Annotated in this window: 23 protein-coding genes; 17 read left to right on the top strand and 6 right to left on the bottom strand. The window is 71.6% G+C overall.

Annotated features, from left to right (window positions below):
• The first annotated feature begins 39 nt into the window (after nucleotides 1-39).
• The 3 genes from ITJ56_RS07495 to ITJ56_RS07485 all read left to right on the top strand — a co-directional run bounded on the left by ITJ56_RS07495 (nucleotide 40) and on the right by ITJ56_RS07485 (nucleotide 3,753).
• Nucleotides 40-3,186 (top strand): GH92 family glycosyl hydrolase, encoded by a 3,147-nt coding sequence (locus ITJ56_RS07495; RefSeq protein ID WP_323749750.1) that lies wholly within the window; start codon nucleotides 40-42, stop codon nucleotides 3,184-3,186.
• A 34-nt stretch (nucleotides 3,187-3,220) separates the two neighbouring features.
• Nucleotides 3,221-3,457: a hypothetical protein gene (locus ITJ56_RS07490; protein ID WP_194629251.1), complete on the top strand. Its 237-nt coding sequence runs from the start codon at nucleotides 3,221-3,223 to the stop codon at nucleotides 3,455-3,457.
• A gap of 83 nt (nucleotides 3,458-3,540) precedes the next feature.
• Nucleotides 3,541-3,753, top strand: coding sequence for a hypothetical protein (locus tag ITJ56_RS07485; RefSeq protein ID WP_194629249.1), 213 nt, complete (start codon nucleotides 3,541-3,543; stop codon nucleotides 3,751-3,753).
• Nucleotides 3,754-3,846: 93 nt separating this feature from the next.
• Here the strand turns inward: ITJ56_RS07485 and ITJ56_RS07480 are convergent, their stop codons facing one another.
• The 3 genes from ITJ56_RS07480 to ITJ56_RS07470 are packed head-to-tail and all read right to left on the bottom strand — an operon-like array spanning nucleotide 3,847 to nucleotide 6,058.
• The gene (locus tag ITJ56_RS07480) at nucleotides 3,847-4,374 is read right to left on the bottom strand and encodes a GNAT family N-acetyltransferase (RefSeq protein WP_194629247.1); all 528 of its coding nucleotides are present in this window, start codon (nucleotides 4,372-4,374) and stop codon (nucleotides 3,847-3,849) included.
• 37 nt (nucleotides 4,375-4,411) lie between these two features.
• On the bottom strand, nucleotides 4,412-5,350 hold the full coding sequence (locus tag ITJ56_RS07475) for an aldo/keto reductase (RefSeq protein ID WP_194629245.1): 939 nt from the start codon (nucleotides 5,348-5,350) through the stop codon (nucleotides 4,412-4,414).
• A gap of 51 nt (nucleotides 5,351-5,401) precedes the next feature.
• Nucleotides 5,402-6,058, bottom strand: a complete 657-nt coding sequence (locus tag ITJ56_RS07470; RefSeq protein ID WP_228517313.1) for a CG0192-related protein — start codon at nucleotides 6,056-6,058, stop codon at nucleotides 5,402-5,404.
• Between the two features lie 34 nt (nucleotides 6,059-6,092).
• On the opposite strand from ITJ56_RS07470, the gene ITJ56_RS07465 reads away from it, so the two are divergent.
• The 3 genes from ITJ56_RS07465 (at nucleotide 6,093) to ITJ56_RS07455 (ending at nucleotide 7,445) form a co-directional block, all read left to right on the top strand.
• On the top strand, nucleotides 6,093-6,905 hold the full coding sequence (locus tag ITJ56_RS07465; RefSeq protein WP_194629243.1) for a putative RNA methyltransferase: 813 nt from the start codon (nucleotides 6,093-6,095) through the stop codon (nucleotides 6,903-6,905).
• A gap of 111 nt (nucleotides 6,906-7,016) precedes the next feature.
• The gene (locus ITJ56_RS07460) at nucleotides 7,017-7,223 is read left to right on the top strand and encodes a hypothetical protein (RefSeq protein ID WP_194629240.1); all 207 of its coding nucleotides are present in this window, start codon (nucleotides 7,017-7,019) and stop codon (nucleotides 7,221-7,223) included.
• A gap of 12 nt (nucleotides 7,224-7,235) precedes the next feature.
• Nucleotides 7,236-7,445: a hypothetical protein gene (locus ITJ56_RS07455; RefSeq protein ID WP_194629238.1), complete on the top strand. Its 210-nt coding sequence runs from the start codon at nucleotides 7,236-7,238 to the stop codon at nucleotides 7,443-7,445.
• A 65-nt stretch (nucleotides 7,446-7,510) separates the two neighbouring features.
• Here ITJ56_RS07455 and ITJ56_RS07450 read toward each other — a convergent pair whose 3' ends face one another.
• Nucleotides 7,511-7,930 carry a VOC family protein gene (locus ITJ56_RS07450; RefSeq protein ID WP_194629236.1) on the bottom strand — a complete coding sequence of 140 codons (420 nt, stop codon included), beginning with the start codon at nucleotides 7,928-7,930 and terminating at the stop codon, nucleotides 7,511-7,513.
• Nucleotides 7,931-7,993: 63 nt separating this feature from the next.
• Between ITJ56_RS07450 and ITJ56_RS07445 the strand changes: the two genes are divergently transcribed.
• From ITJ56_RS07445 to ITJ56_RS07415, 7 genes are all read left to right on the top strand, one after another.
• Nucleotides 7,994-8,938 (top strand): helix-turn-helix transcriptional regulator, encoded by a 945-nt coding sequence (locus tag ITJ56_RS07445; protein ID WP_194629234.1) that lies wholly within the window; start codon nucleotides 7,994-7,996, stop codon nucleotides 8,936-8,938.
• Between the two features lie 251 nt (nucleotides 8,939-9,189).
• Nucleotides 9,190-9,279, top strand: a complete 90-nt coding sequence (gene kdpF / locus ITJ56_RS18900; RefSeq protein WP_194629227.1) for a K(+)-transporting ATPase subunit F — start codon at nucleotides 9,190-9,192, stop codon at nucleotides 9,277-9,279.
• Nucleotides 9,279-10,961: a potassium-transporting ATPase subunit KdpA gene (gene kdpA / locus ITJ56_RS07435; RefSeq protein WP_194629225.1), complete on the top strand. Its 1,683-nt coding sequence runs from the start codon at nucleotides 9,279-9,281 to the stop codon at nucleotides 10,959-10,961. The genes kdpF and kdpA overlap by 1 nt, the downstream gene beginning before the upstream one ends.
• The gene (kdpB, locus tag ITJ56_RS07430; RefSeq protein WP_416354758.1) at nucleotides 10,958-13,057 is read left to right on the top strand and encodes a potassium-transporting ATPase subunit KdpB; all 2,100 of its coding nucleotides are present in this window, start codon (nucleotides 10,958-10,960) and stop codon (nucleotides 13,055-13,057) included. The genes kdpA and kdpB overlap by 4 nt, the downstream gene beginning before the upstream one ends.
• A gap of 2 nt (nucleotides 13,058-13,059) precedes the next feature.
• Nucleotides 13,060-13,659 carry a potassium-transporting ATPase subunit KdpC gene (gene kdpC, locus ITJ56_RS07425; RefSeq protein WP_194629223.1) on the top strand — a complete coding sequence of 200 codons (600 nt, stop codon included), beginning with the start codon at nucleotides 13,060-13,062 and terminating at the stop codon, nucleotides 13,657-13,659.
• Nucleotides 13,660-13,789: 130 nt separating this feature from the next.
• The gene (locus tag ITJ56_RS07420; RefSeq protein WP_323749749.1) at nucleotides 13,790-16,282 is read left to right on the top strand and encodes an ATP-binding protein; all 2,493 of its coding nucleotides are present in this window, start codon (nucleotides 13,790-13,792) and stop codon (nucleotides 16,280-16,282) included.
• Entirely contained in the window at nucleotides 16,279-16,977 is a 699-nt protein-coding gene (locus ITJ56_RS07415; protein WP_194629219.1) for a response regulator, read from the top strand. The genes ITJ56_RS07420 and ITJ56_RS07415 overlap by 4 nt, the downstream gene beginning before the upstream one ends.
• Here the strand turns inward: ITJ56_RS07415 and ITJ56_RS07410 are convergent.
• The gene (locus ITJ56_RS07410; RefSeq protein WP_194629217.1) at nucleotides 16,961-17,806 is read right to left on the bottom strand and encodes a helix-turn-helix transcriptional regulator; all 846 of its coding nucleotides are present in this window, start codon (nucleotides 17,804-17,806) and stop codon (nucleotides 16,961-16,963) included. The two genes, ITJ56_RS07415 and ITJ56_RS07410, sit on opposite strands and share 17 nt — an antisense overlap.
• Nucleotides 17,807-17,917: 111 nt before the next feature.
• Here ITJ56_RS07410 and hxlB point away from each other — a divergent pair, with 111 nt between their 5' ends.
• The 3 genes from hxlB (at nucleotide 17,918) to ITJ56_RS07395 (ending at nucleotide 20,011) form a co-directional block, all read left to right on the top strand.
• Nucleotides 17,918-18,481 carry a 6-phospho-3-hexuloisomerase gene (gene hxlB / locus ITJ56_RS07405; protein ID WP_194629215.1) on the top strand — a complete coding sequence of 188 codons (564 nt, stop codon included), beginning with the start codon at nucleotides 17,918-17,920 and terminating at the stop codon, nucleotides 18,479-18,481.
• A gap of 11 nt (nucleotides 18,482-18,492) precedes the next feature.
• Nucleotides 18,493-19,119, top strand: coding sequence for a 3-hexulose-6-phosphate synthase (gene hxlA, locus ITJ56_RS07400; RefSeq protein ID WP_194629213.1), 627 nt, complete (start codon nucleotides 18,493-18,495; stop codon nucleotides 19,117-19,119).
• Between the two features lie 169 nt (nucleotides 19,120-19,288).
• The gene (locus ITJ56_RS07395) at nucleotides 19,289-20,011 is read left to right on the top strand and encodes an alpha/beta hydrolase (RefSeq protein ID WP_194629212.1); all 723 of its coding nucleotides are present in this window, start codon (nucleotides 19,289-19,291) and stop codon (nucleotides 20,009-20,011) included.
• A 72-nt stretch (nucleotides 20,012-20,083) separates the two neighbouring features.
• Here the strand turns inward: ITJ56_RS07395 and ITJ56_RS07390 are convergent, their stop codons facing one another.
• A complete protein-coding gene (locus tag ITJ56_RS07390; RefSeq protein ID WP_194629210.1) occupies nucleotides 20,084-21,439 on the bottom strand; it encodes an APC family permease in 1,356 nt (451 codons plus the stop codon).
• Nucleotides 21,440-21,641: 202 nt separating this feature from the next.
• Between ITJ56_RS07390 and ITJ56_RS07385 the strand changes: the two genes are divergently transcribed.
• A complete protein-coding gene (locus ITJ56_RS07385; RefSeq protein ID WP_194629208.1) occupies nucleotides 21,642-22,409 on the top strand; it encodes an HAD family hydrolase in 768 nt (255 codons plus the stop codon).
• Nucleotides 22,410-22,458 lie beyond the last annotated feature (49 nt).

Below are 22,458 nucleotides of genomic sequence, written 5' to 3'. Positions count from 1 at the left end.
CGGTTTTCCTCCAGACACTGGAGCAAATAGGCTCACGACGTGCGAGAACTGCAACGGAGCGGTGGGCCGACGACGGCCGTCGCGGCGCGGAACGGTGTCGGGTTCGGGTCGACGGCAGGGTGGCTGGTCGAACGGCCAGCGGGCCAGACGACGGCAGAGGCGGTCGTCCCCGGGTTCGCCGGTCGAACGGTCGCGTCCGGTGACGAGCTCTCCTGGGTGTGGTTCCCGGAACGCACGCTCCCCGACGGGGCCACCGAACCGTCCGAAGCCGATCTGCCGCACTTCTGGGACGCCACGGCCTTCGCCCTCGACGTCGTGTTCACCGACGGCTCGCGGCTGAACGAGCACGCCGGGATCCGCGACCAGTACGGCGACGCGGTCACCCCGGACGCGCAGGACACGGCCCGCAAGCAGTGGGTCGACCAGTGGAACCGTCGCGCGGTGGACCTCACGCCGTTCGCCGGGCTGGTCATCGACCGTCTGGAGGCCCGGCTCGGCTCCGCCACCTCGGCTGCGGACGCCGACGGTGAGCGTCCGGCGCTGCGCGGCTGGCTCGACGCCGTCCGCATCGAGCCCCCGCGCCCAGCCCCGACGACGCCGCTCGGCCACGTCCGCACGACCCGCGGCACGCAGGCGTCCTCCCGGTTCTCCCGCGGCAACAACGCCCCGCTCGTCGGCGTCCCGCACGGCGGCGTCTTCGGGCTGCCGATGACCGACGCGTCGAGCAACCGCTGGCCCTACGCCTACCAGGAGCACGACCGGCTCGACGCCGAGGGACGGCTGCGCCCGGCCATCCAGGCCTTCGCGACCAGTCACATCCCGTCGCCGTGGATGGGGGACCGCGGGGTGTTCCAGGTGATGCCGTCGCCGTTCGCCACCCCTGATGCCGATCGGGTCGCCCGGGCGCTCGGGTTCGACCACGACGACGAGCAGGACGGTCCGCACCGCTACCGGGTCGCCCTCGAGCACGGGGTGACTGCCGAGATGACCGCGGGGGAGTTCGCCCTCGCCTTCCGGTTCACCGGCACCCGCAGCATCGTGCTCGACCACCACGGCCGGGTGTCCGACGTCTCCGTGACGGTCACCGAGGGGACCGCCGTGGTCGAAGTCGTCCTCGACGACCGTCCCGGGACGCCCCCGCACCACGTGCACGTCCGGGTCGCGGGCGTCACCGCCGACCACACGACGACCGGCGAGCACGAGCTGGGCGGCTGGCTGTCCGTCGCGGGCGCAGCGGACGACGCCGTCGACGTCCTGCTCGGCATCTCGACCGTCTCGATCGAGGACGCCCGCGCGAACCTCGACGCGGCCGGCTCGTTCGACGCCATGTGCTCCCGCGCCGAGCAGCTGTGGACCGAGAAGCTCGCGACGCTCTCCTTCGACGGCGCGACCCCCGACCAGCTGACGAGCCTGTACTCCGGCCTGTACCGGCTGTTCCTCTACCCGAACCGTGCCGGCGAGACCGCACTGACTGGCACCCCGCGGCACCGTTCCCCCTACGGCGACGTCCTGGCGGAACCGATCCGCGACGAACCCGGCCCGGAGGTCGTCGAGGGTCCGTTCACCACCACGAACGGGTTCTGGGACACCTACCGCACGGCCTGGCCACTCCTCGGGCTCCTCACCCCGGAGACGGCCGGCGAGCTCGCGCAGGGCTTCGTCGAGCACCACCACGACGGCGGGTGGACCCCGCGCTGGAGCGCCCCCGGCGCCGAGGACTGCATGACGGGCACCACGAGCGACACCGTCTTCGCCGACCTCGCCGTGAAGGGCGTGCGCGGCTTCGACCTGGCCGAGGCGTACCGGAGTGCGGTCCGGAACGCGACCGTCCCGCCGCGCGACGAGCGTGTCGGACGGAAGGGGAGCCTCCCGGGAGCCTTCCGCGGCCACGTCGACACGGCGACGCACGAGGGGATGTCCTGGACCCTCGACGCGGCCATCAACGACTGGGGTCTGGCCGTGATGGCGGGCCTGCTCGCATCACGCGCGGAGACACCCGCCGACCTGTCGCGGTACGGAGCCGAGGCCGAGTGGTTCGCCCGGAGGTCTCTGCAGTACCGGAACGTGTTCGACTCCGAGCGCGGGTTCTTCATCGGCCGCGACCCCGACGGATCGTGGCGGGTCGGCGCCGAGTTCGACCCGCGTGACTGGGGCGACGACTACACCGAGACGAACGCGTGGGGCACGGCGTTCACGGCTCCGCACGACGGCGCCGGCGTCGTCGACCTGCACGGCGGGCCGGAGTGGTTCGACGCGGCACTCGACGGGTTCTTCGCCACTGCGGAAACCGGTGCCATGGCCCGCTCCGGCTCCTACGGGTTCCCGATCCACGAGATGACCGAGGCGCGCGACATCCGCATGGGCATGCTCGGGCTGTCGAACCAGCCAGCGCACCACATCCCGTTCTTCCCGATGTTCACCGGCCGACACGACGACGCGCACCGCATCGTGCGGGAAACGCTGGAGCGGTTGTTCGTCGGCTCCGACCTCGGCCAGGGGTACCCCGGTGACGAGGACAACGGCGAGATGAGCGCCTGGTACGTCTTCGCGATGATCGGCCTGTACCCCCTGGCGCCGTCGACCGGCACCTACGTGCTCGTGCCGCCGTCGGTCCGCCGGACGGTGCTGCAGCAGCCGGGAGGGACTGCCACCGTCATCCAGGTCGCCCCCGGCTCCGCAGGCGCGTACGTGGCGTCGGTGACGGTCGACGGCTTGCCCTGGACATCGGTCAGCATCCCGCACGCGGTGGTCGTGGCCGCGTCGCGGATCGAGTTCACGCTGTCGCGCGAGCCGCAGGGCTGGGCATCGGACACGCGCCCGGTCTCGGCGTCCGAGGTGCACGGGTACCGGGACACCCCGGTGGACCTGCTGCCAGTGGGGACCTCACCGCTCGCGGACGACACCGGCCGCACCGTCACCGTGCTCGAGGCGGGGGAGTCGGTCTCCTTCGACGTATCCTGTCCGGCCGCGTCGCTGTACACCGTGACGGTCGCATCGCCGGGGTCGTACTCGTGGCAGGTGGCCCTCGGTGACGTGGTCACGGCGGTGGACGGGGCCGAGTTCACCTGGGCCGGGCAGACCCGGGTCTTCCGGATCATCGGCGGCGGCCCGTCGTTCACCTTCACCGCGGGCACCGACGTTCCGGTGACGCAGCTCGAGCTCATCGCGGCCGACGGACAGCGTTGACCCGCCGTTCACCGAACCGGAGCATGCTCGGTCCATGTCGATGAGCGCACCGTTCGATCCAGAACAGCAGGGCCGGTCCATCCCCGTGGACGGCAGCGACGAGTCCGAGCTCGAGATGGAGGAAGACCGCGGGGCCGACGTCGGCGACGAGTCCGTCGACCCGAGCGCCTCACCCGTCGACCACCACGACGAGGACGAGGCCGGCGGTGGCCCCGTGTTCCGGCGGCCGCAGGTCGGCGAACGACTCCGTCCGGAGGACCTGGCCGACTGAGCGGTCGGCCCGCTGAGCGGGTGATCGGGGCCTCTGCGGCGATTCAGAGGCGTCGCTCATGCACGACCGGCATGCTCGTCCGCATGTCGATTGCGAACTCGTTCGATCCGTCCGGTGGCCGTGCGATCCCCGAGGACCAGGTCCGTGAGGACGGGCTCGAGCTCGACGAGGACCCGGCGATGCTGGGGATCTCGTTCGACGTCGTGGGCGGTGCCTCGGCGGACCCGTCGGCGGTGTCCCCGGTCGACGTGAGCGTCCCGAGCCCGAGGTCTCCCGCGTCCGCTTCCGACGACTAGGGCCTACCTGGTCGAACCGGGCGTACCCGGTCGAAAGTTCTGACCTGGTACGCCCGAAATGACGTTGCATCGCGCGCGTTCTGGGAAGAAACCTCAGTGCGCGGAAGGGTCAGGCACGCGGTACTTGAACCCGACGTGCGAGCCGGTGAAGCCGAGGCGCTCGTAGAACCGGTGCGCATCGGTCCGTGCAGCGTCCGACGTGAGCTGCACGAGCGGGGTCCCGAGGTCCGGAGCAGCGACGTCGGTGATCCAGCGCATCAGGGCGCTCCCGATGCCGCCGGAACGGAGCGCGCTGCTGACCCGCACGGCCTCGACGAGCAGCCGGGTGGCACCGCGTCGGGCCATCCCCGGGATCCGGGTGAGTTGCAGCGTCCCGACGAGCCGACCGTCAGCGTCCTCGGCGACCAACAGCGCGTTCGCCGGGTCATCGACGATCGACCGGAGCGCCTCGGCGTACTGCGGACGGTCCTCCGGTGCGGCGACGTCACCGCGGGCGGCGCTGATCGGGTCGTCGGACAACAGCGTCATGAGTGCGTCGAGATCAGCTTCCGTGGCGTTCCGGAGCGTCACCTCGCCACTGCGGGCGGACAGCCGGACGGGCAGGGCGAGGTCGTGGAGCACGACCCCACCCTGCCCGACCCGACGGGGCCGTTCCGGCTCAGGGAACGGTGTGTCCGGCCGCGGTGAAGATCCGGTACCACTCCTCGCGCGACAGGGCGACGTCCGAGCCGGCCGCCGAGTCCCGCACACGCTGCGGGTTCGTCGTGCCGAGGACGACCTGGAAGTGCGCGGGGTGGCGGGTGATCCAGGCGACGGCGATGCCCGTCGGCGTCACATCGTGGGCGGCGGCGACCTCCTCGAGCACGTCGTTCAGCTCGGCGTACTGCTCACGGTCGCCCAGGAAGACGCCGTCGAAGAAGCCCTTCTGGAACGGCGACCAGGCCTGCAGCGTGATGTCGTTGATCCGCGAGTAGTTGAGGATGTCGTTGTCGCGGTCGACCGACTGCTCGAGGCCGCCCATGTTCGCGGTCAGGCCCTGCGAGATCACGTTGGCGTGGGTGATGCTCAGCTGCACCTGGTTGAACGCGAGCGGCTGGCGGACGTGCTTCTTGAGCAGGTCGACCTGGCCGGGGGTGTGGTTGGAGACGCCGAAGTGGTGCACCTTGCCGGCGGCGTGCAGTTCGTCGAAGGCCTTCGCGACCTCTTCCGGCTCGACCAGGGCGTCGGGGCGGTGCAGCAGCAGGACGTCGACGTACTCGGTCTGCAGTGCCTCGAGCGACTCGTGCACGGACTCGAGGATGTGCTCGTACGAGAAGTCGAAGTACGCGCCCTTCGGCGTCGGCCGGATGCCGACCTTGGTCTGCAGCACGATCTCGGCGCGTTCCGCGGGCGTCAGCGTGACGGCGGCGCCGAAGCGCTCCTCGCAGCCGTGCCACTCGCCGTAGACCGCGGCGTGGTCGAACATGTTCACGCCCGCATCTCGCGAGGCGCTGTAGAGCGAACGGATGTCCTCGTCGCTCATGTCGTTGATCCGCATCAGTCCGACGACGACGTCGGAAGCGGCGAGGTCTGTCTGTGGCAACTCCAGTGTCTTCACGCCCCCGATCTTGCCAGCCGGTCCCCGGTGCAGGCAGGCCCTGCCAGTACCTCAGGCGCGTTCGGGCAGCAGGACGGCGAGCGCCCCGGAGCCGTCGGCCCACGTACCGGTCAGTGTCTCGCCCTCGGGCAGGGGTGCGCCGACGACCCGAGCGATGACGATCGTGCCGTGGTCGGTCGCGATCGACGTCACAGCGTCCGCAGCGGTCGCCCGCACCGAGGTGACGGTGGGGGAGTCTGGTGCGGAGCCGCTGCCGCGGGCCCAGGCGTCCTTCGGCCGCCGCCCGGCCCCGTTCGCCAGTTCGAGCTCCGCTTCGTGCCCGCCGGTGACGATCGCCCGGCGCAGCACGTCGGCGTGGACGGGATCGCCCACGGCGTCGTACACCCACCGTCGTCCGAGCACCGAGTGGTCCATCTCGGTGACCAGGAACGCGTCGGCGCCGGGCAGCGGTGCATCCCGGTAGGTCAGTGGCGCCTGCAGGACCCGGCCGTCCTCGGTGCGGACGAGCAGCACCTCGACGCCGACCTCGCCCGCGGGGTCGTCGAACCGGAACTGCCCGACGACCTGGAGCGGCGCTCCCGCGACGACGCCGCTCCACGCCTGGACGGGGAGCCAGGCGGCGAGCGCCTCGGCCTTGGAGGGGCGGAGCGTTGCCTGCTCGATGACGGCCATGTCCTGACCGTACTGCCGCAGCGCAGGCAGCGACATCCGGTCAGGCTACCGAGGCCCGTACGCTGGGCCGGTGCGTGACGATCTGCTGCCGATGCTCGCCTGCCCCGTGTGCGCCGAGCCCCTCGGCCGCGTCGACGGCGGCCAGGTCGGCTGCCCGAACGGACACCGGTTCGACGAGGCGAAGCAGGGACACCTGACGCTCCTGCCCGCGAAGCGGCGCGCGCTCACCGCGGACACCCCCGAGATGGTCGACGCCCGGCTGCGGTTCCTGGGGCGCGGACACTACGCGCCCGTCGAGCGGGCGCTCGCCGCGATCGTCGCGGACGCCACCGCGCCCGGCATCGTGCTCGACGTCGGTTCGGGCCCCGGGACCTACCTGGCGCATGCGCTGCGCGCGGCGGACGGGAGGCTCGGGGTCGCGCTCGACCTGTCGGCCGTCGCGATCCGGCGTGCGGCACGCACCCACGAGCGCGCGGGGGCCGTCGTCGGGGACGTGACCGAGCGCCTCCCGGTCGTCGACGGCGCTGCCGCCGTCCTGCTCGACGTCTTCGCCCCCCGCAACCAGACCGAGTACTCCCGCGTCCTGCATGCCGACGGCGTGCTCGCGGTGGTGACCCCGCGGACCGGCCACCTGGCGGAGCTCGCCGAGGCGACGATCAGCGTCGACCCGGAGAAGGAGCGCCGGCTGCACGACTCCCTGGCGCCGTCGTTCGCGCTGCGGTCCTCCGAGGACCTGACGTGGACGATGGAGCTGCCGGCGGAGGACGTCCACGACGTCGTGCACATGGGGCCGAGCCACCACCACGTCGCGGCGGACACCGTGTTCGAGCCGGCGACGGTGACGGCCGCGGTCACCGTGTCGACGTGGACGCCGATGCGCTGACCGCGACCACGCGAGGAAATGTGCATTTCAGCCCTGGCAGCTGGGATCTGATGTTCTAGTGTGTCGGCACGGGTCGCCAATGAGGGCGGCTCCGACACGGAGAGGCTGCACATGTCGAAGCGAACCACCACCTGCGCTGGAATCCTCCTGAGCGCCGCGCTGATCGCGGGCGGCGGCCTGACCGCCCCTGCTGCCAGCGCCGAACAGGCCGGCACCAAGGTCGTCGAGGCGGAGTCCGAAGCACCACTCGTCACCCGAGTTCTGATCGCACAGGCCATCGACGAAGCTCGCAGCGCGGGCGCGAGTCGCTGCGTCTAGGAGGAGCCCCTCATGTCGAAGATCCTGACCAGTCTCCCGCTCGCGATCTGCGCCGCCGTCGGGCTCGTGCTCATCGGGGCCGCCGTTTACGCCGGTGTCAACGGAACAACCGCGCAGTCGTGGGGTGGGATAGCCGTCGGGGCCGCTGCAGTCTGCGGGGGCGCGTGCACGGCATCAGCAGTGCGGTACCGCCGCTCCCGGCGCCACGGTCGACGGGACTGACGGCGGTGGACGGCGAATGCCCCGTTCTCACTGAAGAACGGGGCATTCGCCGTTTCACAAGGTCGTCAGTCGCCAGCCGGGGCGACGTCGAGCTGCCAGACCACGCCGAAGCGGTCGCGCAGCTGCCCTGCCAACGGTGCCCAGGCCGAGGGTTCCAGGGGCTGCCGGACCTCGGCGCCGTCGGACAGCGCGGCCCAGTACCGCTCGATCTCGGCGGTGTCGTCGCCGTGCACGAACACGTAGAAGGCGTTCGATCCCTGGTCGTAGGGCTGCCCGGGCCAGACGTCGAAGGCCATGACGCGGAAGCCGGCCGCCGTGGAAACCTGCCCGAAGACGATGTGGTCCGCCCAGGCCGGGTCGTCCAGGGCGCCCATCTGGCCGTAGGTGGCGGCGGTGACCTCGCCGCCGAAGACCGATGCGTAGAAGTCGAGCGCCGCGCGGGCGTCGCCGTCGAAGTTGAGGTGGGTTGTCGTTTCGATGCTCATGGGGACGAGGATGACGGGCAATGCGGTCAGATCGTGTCCGCTTCTCGGACGAGGATGGACGCCATGGCCGGACCCTCCGCACGGATGCTCGCGCTGCTCTCCCTGCTCCAGGTGCACCGCGACTGGCCGGGCGACGAGCTCGCCGGACGGCTCGAGGTCAGCCCCCGCACGGTCCGCCGCGACGTCGATCGGCTCCGAGGCCTCGGGTACCGGGTCGAGGCCCTCCGTGGGCCGGCCGGCGGCTACCGGCTCGAGGCGGGCTCCGACCTGCCCCCGCTGCTCTTCGACGACGACCAGGCCGTCGCCATCGCCCTGGCGCTCGCCGTGGCGCCGGCATCGGGGGCGGACGTCGCCGAGTCGGCGGCCCGTGCCCTCGCGACCGTCCGGCAGGTGATGCCCGCGCGGCTGCGGTCCCGGGTCGACGCGGTGCAGGCCGTGACCGCGACGAGCCGGACCCGGACCGACCCGGACGTCCTGGTGGCGGTGAGCGAGGCCGTCCACCTGCAGGAGGTGTTCCGCTTCGGGTACGGCGAGGACGAGACTCCGCAGCGGGTGGAACCGCACGCCGTCGTCGCCCGGAACGGTCGCTGGTACCTGCTGGACTGGGATGCCGACCGCGATGACTGGCGCACGCACCGCATCGACCGGATCACGCCCCGGAAGCGTACCCGCGTCCCCTTCACGCCACGTCCGATCCCCGGTGGCGATGCGGCCGCGTTCGTGTCCGCGCGGTTCAAGGGGTCGGCGGTCGACGACGTGTGGCCGTGCACCGGTTCGGTGACCACGACGGCCGGCGACGCGCGGCGGATCGCGCCGTACCTGCCCGAGGAAGCCGTGGTCGAGCATCTCGAGGACGACCGGGCCCGCGTCACCCTCGGATCGTGGTCGTGGGACGGGCTCGCCGGAGCGCTTGCCGGCCTGGCCGTGCCGATCCGGGTCGAGGGGCCGGACGCGCTGCGCGGCGCGGTCCGCGACCTGTCGACTCGACTCGCGACCGCGGCCGACTGAGCCGCCTCGGTCACGCGCGTTAGGAGCGTGCATGCGTCCGCCAGGGCGGCGTCAGGGATCCGTTAGGACCGGTCTGGAGGCGCGGCGCAGGACCCAGCATCAGTTCGGCACCACAAGTGGTGCCGGTCCGCGTCACTCGGCGCGGACACCGCAGACCTTCTGGAGTCCCTCGTGTTCGACGTGTTCGTCGTCGCCGGTGTCCTCGCCGTGTTCGGCGTGTTGACACTGATCGCCAAGGGGGTGGAACGGCTGTGATCGGCATCACCATCGCGGCCGCCGTCCTCGGTGTCGCCGCAGTCGTGTACCTCGTCTGGGCGCTCGTGCGTCCGGAGCGCTTCTAGTGGGCGCCGCGGATGTCTGGGCGGGCATCGCCCAGGTCGCCACGCTCGTCCTGCTGCTCGTCGTCGCCTACCGCCCGGTCGGTGACTGGATGGCGAAGGTCTTCACACCCGTCCGGCACAACCGGGTCGAGCGCGGGGTGTACCGGCTGATCGGGGTCGACCCCGACGCCGAACAGTCCTGGCCCGTCTACCTGCGGGGCGTGCTGCTCTTCAGCGTCGTCGGACTCCTGCTCGTCTACCTGCTGCAGCGCATCCAGGTCGTCCTGCCCGGCGACCTCGGACTCCCGGCGGTCGGGCCCTCGCTCGCGTTCAACACCGCGGCGTCGTTCGTCGCGAACACGAACTGGCAGTCCTACTCGCCCGAGGTCACCGTCGGCTACACGGTGCAGATGGCCGGACTCGCGGTGCAGAACTTCCTGTCCGCCGCCGTCGGCCTGTCGGTCGCCGTGGCGCTGGTGCGCGGGTTCGCCCGCCGCAAGTCCGGCACGCTCGGCAACGTGTGGGTGGACATCGTCCGTGGACTCGGCCGGCTGCTGCTGCCGGGGGCGTTCGTCTTCGCGATCGTGCTCGTCGCCGGCGGGGTCGTCCAGTCGTGGGGGAGCGGCACCGACGTCACCACGCTGATCGGTGGCACCCAGCACATCCCCGACGGGTTCGTCGCCTCGCAGGAGGCGATCAAGGAACTCGGCACGAACGGTGGCGGTTACTTCAACGCGAACTCGGCGCACCCGTTCGAGAACCCGCAGGCGTGGACGAACCTCGTCGAGGTCTTCCTGATGCTCGTCATCCCGTTCTCGCTGCCGCGCACCTTCGGACGGCTCGTCGGTGACGACCGCCAGGGCTCCGCGATCCTCGCCGTGATGGGCGCGATCTTCCTCGTGTCGCTGTCCGTGATGTCGATCGCCGAGCTCGGCGGGGCCGGTGTCGCCACCCAGGCGGCCGGGGCCGCGATGGAGGGCAAGGAGAGCCGCTTCGGCATCCTCGGTTCGACGCTCTTCTCGACCGCGACCACTTCGACGTCCACCGGCGCCGTCAACGCGATGCACGACAGCTACACCCCGATCGGCGGGATGATGGCGCTCGTCAACATGATGCTCGGCGAGGTCACCCCCGGCGGCGTCGGCTCCGGCCTGTACGGCATGCTCGTGCTCGCCGTCATCACGGTGTTCATCGGCGGCTTGCTCGTCGGTCGCACCCCGGAGTACCTCGGCAAGAAGATCCGCGCCAAGGAGATGACCTTCGCGGCGCTGTACATCCTCGTCACGCCGACGCTCGTGCTCCTGGCCACCGGGCTCTCGCTCGTGATCCCCGGGGTCCGCGAACAGGTGCTCGGGACGTCGATCTTCAACCCCGGCAACCACGGGCTCTCCGAGTTGCTCTACGCCTTCACCTCGGGCGCGAACAACAACGGTTCGGCCTTCGGTGGGCTCACCGCGAACACCACGTGGATGAACTCCTCGCTCGGTGTCGTGATGCTGCTCGGCCGCTTCCTGCCGATGGTGTTCGTCCTGGCGCTCGCCGGGTCCCTCGCAGCCCAGGACCGGGTGCCGGAGACCGCCGGCACGCTGCCCACCCACCGCCCGCTCTTCATCGGGCTGCTCGGCGGCGTCGCCGTCATCGTCACCGCACTCACCTACTTCCCGGTGCTCGCACTGGGTCCGCTCCCAGAAGGACTGTCATGACCGCCCCCGTGACCATGGAGTCGGAGCCGCGCACCGCCGTGGAACCGGCCACCCGCTCGTCCGCATTCGGACCCCGCCAGCTGGTGGCGGGCCTCCCGGGCGCCCTGCGGAAACTCGATCCGCGACTCATGTGGCGGAACCCCGTCATGTTCATCGTCGAGGTCGGCGCGGCGCTGACGACGGCGGCCGCCGTCGTCGAGCCGTCCGCGTTCGCGATCGCCATCGCCGTCTGGCTGTGGCTGACCGTCGTCTTCGCGAACCTGGCGGAGTCGGTGGCCGAGGGTCGGGGCAAGGCGCAGGCGGACACGCTGCGGAAGACCCGGTCGACCACGAGCGCCCGACGGGTGCTCCGCTACGACCAGGCCGACGCTGCAGCGGTCGGCAACGAGACCGAGGAGGTCGCATCGGTCGACCTGGCCAAGGGCGACGTGGTGGTCGTGGTCGCCGGCGAGGTCATCCCGGGTGACGGGGACGTCATCGACGGCATCGCCTCCGTCGACGAGTCGGCCGTCACGGGTGAGTCCGCACCGGTCATCCGCGAGTCCGGTGGCGACCGCAGTGCCGTCACCGGTGGCACCCGCGTGCTGTCGGACCGCGTCGTGGTCCGCATCACCTCCACCCCGGGTGAGACCTTCATCGACCGGATGATCCGGCTCGTCGAGGGCGCCGCCCGGCAGAAGACGCCGAACGAGATCGCGCTGAACATCCTGCTCGCCTCGTTGTCGATCGTCTTCGTGATCGTCTGCCTGACGATGCAGCCCATCGCGGGGCTCGTCGGCGCGACGGTCAGCGTGCCGGTCCTCATCGCCCTGCTCGTCTGCCTCATCCCGACCACCATCGGGGCCCTGCTCTCCGCGATCGGCATCGCCGGCATGGACCGGCTCGTGCAGCACAACGTGCTCGCGATGTCGGGCCGCGCGGTCGAGGCCGCCGGCGACATCACCACGCTGCTGCTCGACAAGACCGGGACGATCACGTACGGCAACCGCCGGGCGTCCCGCGTGGTGCCGGTGCCGGGAGTGAGCGAGGCCTCGCTGATGGAGGCCGCCGCGCTGTCGAGCGCCGCCGACGGGACGCCAGAAGGTCGCTCGATCGTGTCGCTCGCTGCTGACGCAGGGGTGACGCCGGCATTGCCGGACGGCGCCGTCGAGGTGCCGTTCACGGCGCAGACGCGCATGTCCGGTCTGGACCTGCCGGACGGGTCGCAGATCCGGAAGGGTGCCGCTGCGGCGGTACTGGCCTGGGCAGACACCCCCGATGCCGGTTTGGTAGCCGTGATCGACGCGACCGTCGCGGAGATCTCCGACCAGGGTGGCACCCCGCTCGTCGTCGGTCGCCGCTCGCCCACCGGCGCGGTCACCCTGCTCGGTGTCGTGCACCTGAAGGACGTCGTCAAGGACGGCATGGCGTCGCGGTTCGCCGAGCTCCGGTCGATGGGCATCCGCACGGTGATGATCACCGGCGACAACCCCCGCACCGCTGCCGCCATCGCCCACGAGGCCGGCGTCGACGACTTCCTCGCCGAGGCCACGCCGGAGGACAAGCTCGCGTACATCAAGCGCGAGCAGGAGGGCGGCAACCTCGTCGCCATGACCGGTGACGGCACCAACGACGCCCCGGCCCTGGCACAGGCGGACGTCGGTGTCGCGATGAACACCGGCACGACGGCGGCGAAGGAGGCGGGCAACATGGTCGACCTCGACTCCGACCCGACCAAGCTCATCGACGTCGTCCGCATCGGCAAGCAGCTGCTCATCACCCGCGGTGCCCTGACCACCTTCTCCATCGCCAACGACGTCGCGAAGTACTTCGCGATCATCCCGGCGATGTTCCAGCTCGCGTTCCCCGGGCTCGCGGCGCTCAACATCATGGGCCTGCACAGCCCGTCGTCCGCGATCCTGTCGGCGGTCGTCTTCAACGCGCTCGTCATCGTGGCGCTCATCCCGCTGTCCCTGCGTGGCGTCAAGTACCGCGCGGCGTCAGCGTCGTCGATCCTCGGCCGCAACCTGCTCGTCTACGGGCTCGGCGGCGTGGTCGTCCCCTTCATCGGCATCAAACTGATCGACCTCGTGGTCGGTCTCATCCCGGGGTTCTAGTCATGGCATCTGCACGTTCCACCTTCCGTTCCGCCGGTGTGGCCATCCGCCTCACCCTCCTCGCCACCGTCGTCCTGGGCGTCGGGTACCCGCTCGCCGTGTGGGGTGTCGGCCAGGCGGCGTTCCACGACCAGGCCAACGGCTCGATGGCCACGGACTCGTCCGGCAAGGTCGTCGGTTCCTCGTTGATCGGGCAGTCCTTCACGGGGAAGCAGGCCGACCGCTGGTTCCAGTCGCGGCCGTCCGCCGCCGGGGACGGCTACGACGCGGGAGCGTCCTCCGGCTCGAACCTCGGACCGAACAACGCCGACCTGCTCAAGGCCGTCGAGGAGCGTCGTGCTGCCCTGGCGAAGGCCGACGGGGTCTCCGCCGCGCAGGTGCCGGCGGACGCGGTCACGGCGTCGGGTTCGGGGCTCGACCCGGACATCAGCCCCTCGTACGCGCTCCAGCAGGTGGCCCGTGTGGCGTCGGCGCGGGGGTTGTCAGAGGACACGGTGCGGGCGCTCGTGCAGTCGCACACCGAGTCGCGGCAGCTCGGGTTCCTCGGTGAGCCCGTGGTGAACGTGCTCGCGCTGAACCTGGCGCTGGCGAAGGCGTCCTGAGCGTGGGTGACCCGGCGCGAGTGCGCTGCGCACAACCGAGGTCGCGCGGAACCGCGGAATCGCGCGGCGCGAGGTCACTTTGGTTGTGCGCAGCCCCCGCGCCGACCCCCGCACGCGAGAGGATGGGCACGTGAAGCGCGGCAAGCTGCGGGTCCTGCTCGGTGCCGCACCGGGCGTCGGCAAGACGTTCACGATGCTCGAGGAGGGCCGCCGGCTGCTCGACGAGGGTCGCGACGTGGTCGTCGCCGTCGTCGAGACGCACGAGCGCGCCGCCACCGCAGCGCTGGTGAACGGGCTCGAGGTCGTCCCCCGCCGCACCGTGTCCCACCGCGGCGTCGACCTCGACGACCTCGACCTCGACGCCGTGATCGCCCGGGCACCCGAGGTCGCGCTGGTCGACGAGCTCGCGCACACGAACGCCCCGGGAAGCCCGAACGAGAAGCGCTGGCAGGACGTCGAGGCACTGCGGGACGCCGGCATCGACGTCATCTCGACCGTCAACGTGCAGCACATGCAGTCCCTCGGCGACGTGGTCCGCGAGATCACCGGCACCGTGCAGCGCGAGACCGTCCCCGACGCCGTGGTCCGGGCGGCCGACCAGATCGAGGTCGTCGACCTGGCCCCGGCGGCGCTGCGCGAACGACTCTCCGACGGGCTCGTGTACCCGGCGGCCCGGATCGACGCGGCGCTGTCGAACTACTTCCGCCTCGGGAACCTCACGGCCCTGCGCGAGATCGCGCTGCTCTGGCTGGCCGACGAGGTCGACGACGCGCTGAAGGCCTACCGCGCCGAGCACGGCATCGAGCACCGGTGGGAGACCCGCGAACGCGTGCTCGTCGCCCTGACCGGCGGCCCCGAGGGCGAGACCCTGCTGCGCCGCGGCGCCCGGATCGCCGCCCGCAGCGCCGGTGGTGAACTCGCAGCCGTGCACGTGACGACGAACGACGGCCTGCGCGTCCGGCACCCCGGCGCGCTCGGCACGCAGCGGACCCTGCTCGAGCAACTCGGTGGGACGTACCACCAGGTCGTCGGCGACGACGTGCCGAGCACGCTGGTGCGGTTCGCGCGGTCGATCGATGCCACGCAGATCGTGATCGGGGTCAGTCGCCGCAGCCGGCTCGCGGCCGCCATGACCGGTCCGGGGATCGGCAACACCGTGATCCGCGAGTCCGGCGACATCGACGTGCACGTCGTCACGCACGAGCGGGCCGGCGGCGGGATCGCCCTGCCGAAGCTCGGGGGCAGCCTGTCCCGCGGGCGGGTCGTCGCCGCGTTCGTCCTGTCGGTCCTGGTCGGACCGTTGCTCACCTGGGTGCTGTCGATCGGCAGCGACCCGGACGCCATCACGGTGGACGTGCTGGCGTACCAGCTGCTCGTCCTCGTCGTGGCGCTCGTGGGCGGGATGTGGCCGGCGGTGTTCACGGCCGTGCTGTCCGGGCTGAGCCTCGACTACTTCTTCGTGCAACCCCTCTACATGGTCACCGTCCAGCAGCCGTGGCACCTGTTCGCCCTGGTCATGTACGTGATCAGTGCGGTGCTGGTCAGCTTCGTGGTCGACCGGTCCGCCCGGCGGTCACGCGCTGCCCGACGGGCCTCGGCCGAGTCCGGGCTCCTGATGGGCATCGCCGGCAGTGTGCTCCGCGGCGACGACGCCCTGCAGGCACTGCTCGACCGCACACGAGAGGCCTTCGGCTTCGCCGGCGTCCGGATCCGCCAGGGTGACGAGGTGCCGGCGACCTCCGGCGAGTTCGGTGCGACGCCGGACGCGTCGACGACGCTGGCGTCCGGTGCCGTGCTCGAGTTCGCCGGTGCGCCCGACGACCCGATCCAGCGCCGACTGCTGCGCGTCGTCGAGCAGCAGCTCGACGCCGCCGTCGAGCACCGTGAGCTGACACGCACCGCCGTCGGCGCCGAGCGCATCGCCGCCGCCGACCGGGTCCGGAGCGCGCTGCTCGCGGCCGTCGGCCACGACGTGCGCCGCCCCATCGCAGCGGCCTCCGCCGCCGTGCAGACGCTGCGTGCGCCCGACATCGACCTGTCCGGGGCCGACCGGGAGGCGCTGCTCGCGACCGCCGACGAGAGCCTCGGTCAGCTGGCGGTGCTGCTGGCAGACCTGTTGGACGTCAGCCGGGTCCAGGCCGGTGTCCTCGCGGTCACCCCGGCGGCGATCGCGCTCGAGACGGTGGTCGCCCCGGCACTCGACGAGCTGGAGCTCGGCCCGGACGACGTCGACCTCGACCTGCCCGCGGATCTGCCACCGGTGCTCGCCGACCCGGTCCTGCTGCAGCGCGTCGTCGTGAACCTGCTCGCCAACGCGGCGCGGTACGCCCCGGACGGCACCCACGTCCGGGTCGCCGCGAGCGCGTTCGCCGGCGGGGTGGAACTCCGCGTCGCCGACCACGGCCCCGGCATCCCCGAGGACCGCCGCGACGAGGTGTTCCAGCCCTTCCAGCGACTCGGCGACACCGACAACGAGACCGGCCTCGGGCTCGGCCTGGCCCTCGCGCGCGGGTTCACCGAGGGCATGGGCGGCACGATCGAGGTCGACGACACCCCGGGCGGTGGGCTCACCGTGGTGGTGCGGCTGCCGATCGCCGGGCACGTGGGAGTGGAGATCCGATGAAGGTCCTGATCGCTGACGACGACGCGCAGCTCGTCCGCGCGCTCTCGGTGACGCTCTCGGCGCGCGGGTACGACGTCGTGACGGCGCGGGACGGGCGCGAGGCGATCGACGCCGTCATCACGGAGCGCCCGGACCTCGTCCTGCTCGACCTCGGCATGCCCCGGCTCGACGGCATCGGCGTGCTCGAGGGCGTCCGCGCCTGGTCGCAGGTGCCGGTCCTCGTGCTCTCCGGCCGGACCGACTCGTCGGACAAGGTCGACGCGCTCGACGCCGGTGCCGACGACTACGTGACGAAGCCGTTCCAGATGGATGAGCTCCTCGCCCGGCTGCGGGCACTCGGACGGCGGCGGGTGGTGGCGTCGGAGGAGACCCCGACGATCGCGATCGGACCGCTGCTCGTGGACCTGGTCGCGAAGCAGGTCACACCGGCCGAGGGGCCCGCGATCCGTCTCACGCCCACCGAGTGGCGGCTGCTCGAGGTCCTGGTCACGAACCCCGACCGACTGATGACCCGCGAGATGCTCCTGACCGAGGTCTGGGGTCCGACGCACGGCAACGACTCCGGGTACCTGCGGCTCTACATGGCCCAGCTGCGGCGGAAGCTCGAGCCCGACCCGGCGCACCCGCGGTACCTGGTCACCGAGTCCGGCATGGGCTACCGCTTCACGCCGGCCGGGGTCACGTCCGGGAACTAAAGGCCGCGAGCTCCGCCCGGGTCCGGGCACCGTGCTTCCGCAGCAGGTTCGCCACGTGGTACTTCACGGTGTTCACGCTGATCCCGAGGCCCTCGGCGATCTCCCGGTTGCCGACGCCCGTCGCCACGAGCCGCAGCACGTCGCGCTCCCGCGGGGTCAGGTCGCCGTCGTCGACCGGGTCCACGTCGGTCGGGCGGGGGTCGAGCGGCAGCGAGATGTCGAGGACCGAGCCCCAGCCCGGGGTGCTCGACACCTGGACGCGGCCGTCGAGGGTGACGACGCGCTCCGCGATCGGCCGCACGGCGTCGTCGTGCACGTCGAGGGTGCCGGAGCCGTCGTCGCGGAGCTGCATGAGCAGGTTCCGGCCGTCGCAGTCCCACTGGATCCGCACCCGCTTGGCCGCGCCGTCGTCGACCAGGGCGAGCACGGCGGTCCGGACGATCGCGCGTGCCGCGTGCGCGACGTCACCGGGCAGCGCGCGACCGGTGGCGGGCGGTTCGATGAACTGCACGTCCAGGTCCCCGAAGCGCACGAGGGGGCGGAGGTCCGCGCGCAGCCGCGAGAACGCGCCGGCGACGGGCTCGAGCAGGGTGGTCCGCTGCTGGTCGGTCACGGTCCGCAGGTCGACGAGCGCGGCGGAGGCGATCTCGACGGCCTCGGCACGGGCGGCGGCGTCGGTCACCCGCGGCGATCGGAGCACGGCGAGCACCGACTCCAGGGTGAGGGCATGGCGGTCCGCCTGCTCGGCGACGGTCCGGGCGTGCTCCGCGGCCGCACGTCGACTGGCGGAGCCGCCCCGGGCCTCCAGGCCAGCTGCTGGTGCGTCCATGGAAGCCGAACCTACCCGTCCCACCCGTGCGGGCAGGCCCACCCGATGGGGTGGGACGCCCGCCGGGGCGGGTAGCGGCGCAGCCGTCCCCGCGACGGAAGGATCGAGGGCATGGCAGAACCCACCGTCTCCGCAGCGCTCGACCTGGTCGTCCGCGAGGTCGGCGAACTGGCCGCACGCCTCGACGACGCTCCGGCCCAGCGCGCAGTCGACCTGATCGAGGGCGCGGACCGGGTGTTCGTGCACGGCGCCGGCCGCTCCGGACTCGCCCTCCGCATGACCGCGATGCGGCTCATGCACCTCGGACTCGACGCGCACGTCGTCGGCGAGGTCACCACCCCGGCCATCCGACCGGGCGACCTGCTCCTCGTCGCGAGCGGCTCGGGCACCACGACCGGGATCGTCCAGGCCGCGCGGACCGCGCACGAGGTCGGTGCCGCCGTCGTGGCGCTCTCGACCACCGACGACTCCCCGCTCGCCGAGCTGGCCGACGTCACCATCGTGCTGCCGGCCGCGACGAAGACCGACCGCTCCGGTACGGCCTCGGCCCAGTACGCCGGCAGCCTCTTCGAACAGGCCGTCGCCCTGATCGGCGACGCACTCTTCCACACCCTGTGGGCCCGAGGCGGGCAGTCCGCCGACGACCTCTGGCCCCGACACGCCAACCTCGAATGAAAGGCACACCCATGCAGCTCCAGTTCGCCATGGACACCCTGACCACCGAAGCCGCCCTCGAGCTCGCCGCTGCGGCCGCGCCGCACGTCGACGTCCTCGAGCTCGGCACGCCCCTGATCAAGAGCGCGGGCCTGTCCGCGGTCACCGCGATCAAGGAAGCGCACCCCGACAAGATCGTGTTCGCCGACCTCAAGACCATGGACGCCGGTGAGCTCGAGGCCGACATCGCCTTCTCGGCCGGAGCCGACCTGGTCACCGTCCTCGGTGTCGCCGGGGACTCGACGATCGTCGGTGCCGTCAAGGCCGCGAAGAAGCACGGCAAGGGCATCGTCGTCGACCTGATCGGCGTCTCCGACAAGGCCGCCCGTGCCCGCGAGGTCGTCGCCCTCGGCGCCGAGTTCGTCGAGGTCCACGCCGGGCTCGACGAGCAGGCGGAAGAGGGCTTCACGTTCTCGACGCTGCTCGACGCCGGCAAGGAGTCGGGTGTCCCGTTCTCGATCGCGGGTGGCGTGAACGCCTCCTCGATCGCCTCGGTGCAGGAGTCGGGCGCGCGCATCGCCGTCGCCGGCAGCGCCATCTACAGCGCCTCGGACGTCGGTGCCGCCGCCGCCGAGTTGCGCGCCGCCATCACGGCGTAGCTCGTCACGGTCGCCCGCCCCGGGCGACATCGGGAGCAGGAATGGTCGGGTGTGCACGTCGCACCCGACCTTTCCTGCTCACGAAGCTCACGAAGCTCACGAAGCTCACGAAGCTCACGAAGCTCACGAAGCGAATGACGCCCGCCCGGATGCGCCGTACGGTGGCCCCATGAACCGAGTACTGCGGTGGACCGCGTGGATCGTCGCGGTCCTCGTGCTGCTCACGGTGGTGTTCCTCGTCTGGGCACACATCGTCATGCCGGGCACCCGTGGTGCGGCACTGCAGGTCTGGCGCGATGACCGGATCGCGGTGCGGGACGCCGGTGACTCGGTGGTGATGACGCCGACCGGCCAGGCCGACGGGGTCGGGATCGTCTTCATCCCGGGCGCGAAGGTCGATCCGTACGCCTACCTGGCAACGTTCCGGCAGGTGGTGGCGAACGGCACGACCGTGGTCATCACGAAGCCCACGCTCAACCTCGCGTTCTTCGACACCCGCCCGCTGTCGACGTTCGAGGCGCACGCCCCGTCCGTCACGCGGTGGGCGGTCGGTGGACACTCGCTCGGGGGCGTCCGCGCGTGCCAGCTCGCCGAGGACGCCGACGGTCTGCTGTTGTTCGGCAGCTACTGCGCGAACGACGTCAGCCGCTCGTACATCGACGTGCTGAGCGTCTCCGGTTCGCGTGACGGTCTGTCGACACCGGCCAAGGTCGACGCGGCACGGCACCGGTTGCCGTCGACCGCGACCATGACCGAGATCCAGGGGGCGAACCACGCCGACTTCGGCGCCTACGGCGACCAGCCGGGCGACCGCACGGCGACCATCAGCCGTGCTGATGCCCGCCAGCAGATCGCGGACGCGGTCGAGGCCTGGGTGCGCGACCTGCGCTGAGCACGTGTGCTGCCCGGCGGACGCACCACGGGCCTCCAGACGGTCTGCCTGGAGGCCCGTGGTGCGCTGGCATCAGTGGATCACGCCCGCCTCGTGGTCGCGGCCGGAACGGCGACCGGTGAACCGGGCGACGAAGTACAGCACCACACCCACGGCGAGCAGGATCGCGGCGTAGAGCCACACCTGGCCGCTCTGCTGCGTCAGCAGGAGGATGCACGACAGGACGCCGAGGACCGGGACGAACGTCCAGACCCGGAAGTGGTCGTGCTCGACGCGGTCACGGCGGAGCACCAGGACGGCGACGTTGGTGCTGATGAACACGAAGAGCAACAGGAGGACGACCGTCTCTGCCAGGACTCCGACGTCACCGACGAGGGTCAGGAGCATCGCGACGATGGTGGTCGCGATGATCGCGGTCCACGGGGTCTTCCGGTTCGGCAGGACCTTCGCGAGCAGGCCGGGCAGCAGTCGCTGCTCGGCCATGCCGTAGGTGACGCGGCTCGACATGATCATCGTCAACAGGGCACCGTTCGCGACAGCGACCAGGGCGATGAGGCTGAAGACCCAGTCGGGGATCGGGACGCCGCTGGCGGAGACCACGGCGAGCAGCGGACCGCTCGAGTCGGACAGCTCCGAGGCGGGGAGCGCGATGGAGCTGGCGAGCGCGACGAGGACGTAGACGACGCCGGCCGTGGCGAGGGCACCGAACAGGGCCTTCGGGTACACACGGCGGGGCTCGCGGACCTCCTCCGCGATGTTCGCCGAGGTCTCGAAGCCGACGAACGAGTAGTACGCGACGATCGCGGCGCTCAGGGTCGCGAGCGCGGGGTTCGCGTCGGCCGGGAACTCCCCGATGCGCGAGACGTCACCGCCACCGCCGCCGAGCATCACCGCGACGACCACGATCACGATGACGAGGCCGGTGACCTCGATGATCGTCATCACGACGTTGCTCTTGAGCGAGTCGGAGATGCCGCGGGCGTTCAGGCACGCGATCAGGGCGAGGAAGACGATCGCGGTCGGGACCGGCGGCAGGTCGACGAAGGTGCCGAGGTAGTCCCCGGCGAACGCGAGCGACAGGCCCGCGGCGCTCGTGACACCGGCCGCGAGCATGCTGAAGCCGACCAGGAACGAGACGATCGGCGACTTGTACGCGCGCTCGGCGAAGACCGCTGCGCCGCCAGCCTTCGGGTACTTCGTCACGAGTTCGGCGTACGAGCCGGCCGTCAGCAGGGCGAGCAGGAGCGCGAGGACGAGCGGTGCCCAGAGCGCACCGCCGACGTCCTTCGACAGGGTCCCCATCAGGGCGTAGATACCGGCGCCGAGGACGTCCCCGAGGATGAAGAGGTACAGCAGCGGGCCGGTGATCGCCTGTCGGAGCTTCGACTGCGTGCCGTCGTGCGGCGGGGCTGCGGTGTCGCTGGTCATGGTCGTGCCTTTCGTCCGGGTCAGCGTGCCCGTGCGTCTCTCCGAGCCCTCACAGGTGGATCGTGGTCGAGACTCGTCCTCCACACTCGACGCCCGGGTGGACTCCGTCCACAGGGTGCGGCGCATCGGAACACGCCCACTGGACCGGTCCTAGACTCGGCGGGAGCCAACGTCCCACGACACCGTCCCCGGAGGACCGCAGATGACGACGCAGGACCAGCGCACGCCCGCGCGACTCGCCGACCAGCGAGCGCTCCTGTTCGACCTCGACGGCGTGCTCACCCCGACCGCCGACGTGCACATGCGGGCGTGGAGCCGGCTCTTCACCCCGTACCTGGCCGCGCACGGTGTCGCGCCGTACACGGAGCAGGACTACTTCGCGTACATCGACGGCAAGCCGCGCTACGACGGTGTCCGGTCCCTGCTCGAGTCCCGCGGCGTCGACCTGCCGCAGGGCACCCCCGACGACCCGCCAGACGCGGACACGGTGTGCGGTCTCGGCAACCGGAAGAACGCGGAGTTCACGGCCGAGCTCGACGAGCACGGGGTGGAGCCCTACCCCGGGTCGTTGCGGTTCCTCACCGCGGCGATCGATGCCGGCATGGCCGTCGCCGTGGTCTCCAGCTCGGCGAACGCCACCTCGGTGCTCCGGACTGCCGGCATCCTCGACCGGTTCCCCGTGGTGGTCGACGGGCTCGTCGCACGTCAGGACGGCCTGGCCGGCAAGCCCGCCCCGGACACCTACCTGGACGCTGCGACGCGGTTCGGGCTCACGGCCGCCGAGTGCGTCGTGGTCGAGGACGCCACCAGCGGGGTCGAAGCCGGTCGGAACGGGGCGTTCGGCCTCGTCGTCGGTGTCGACCGCGGCGCCGGTGCTGATGCCCTGCGTGCGCACGGCGCGGACGTCGTGGTGTCCGACCTCGCCGAACTCCTCGACGAGCTGCCCGCCCCGGCCACGAGCACGACGTAGACCGGCAGGCCGAGGCGAGCCGCGCCTCTCGGCCACATCGACGCCCCCC

The organism is Curtobacterium sp. VKM Ac-1376, assembly GCF_015351025.1.
Taxonomy (GTDB): Bacteria; Actinomycetota; Actinomycetes; order Actinomycetales; family Microbacteriaceae; genus Curtobacterium.
The sequence above is the reverse complement of the archived record's forward strand: the minus strand, read 5'-3'. Positions and strand labels throughout refer to the sequence as shown.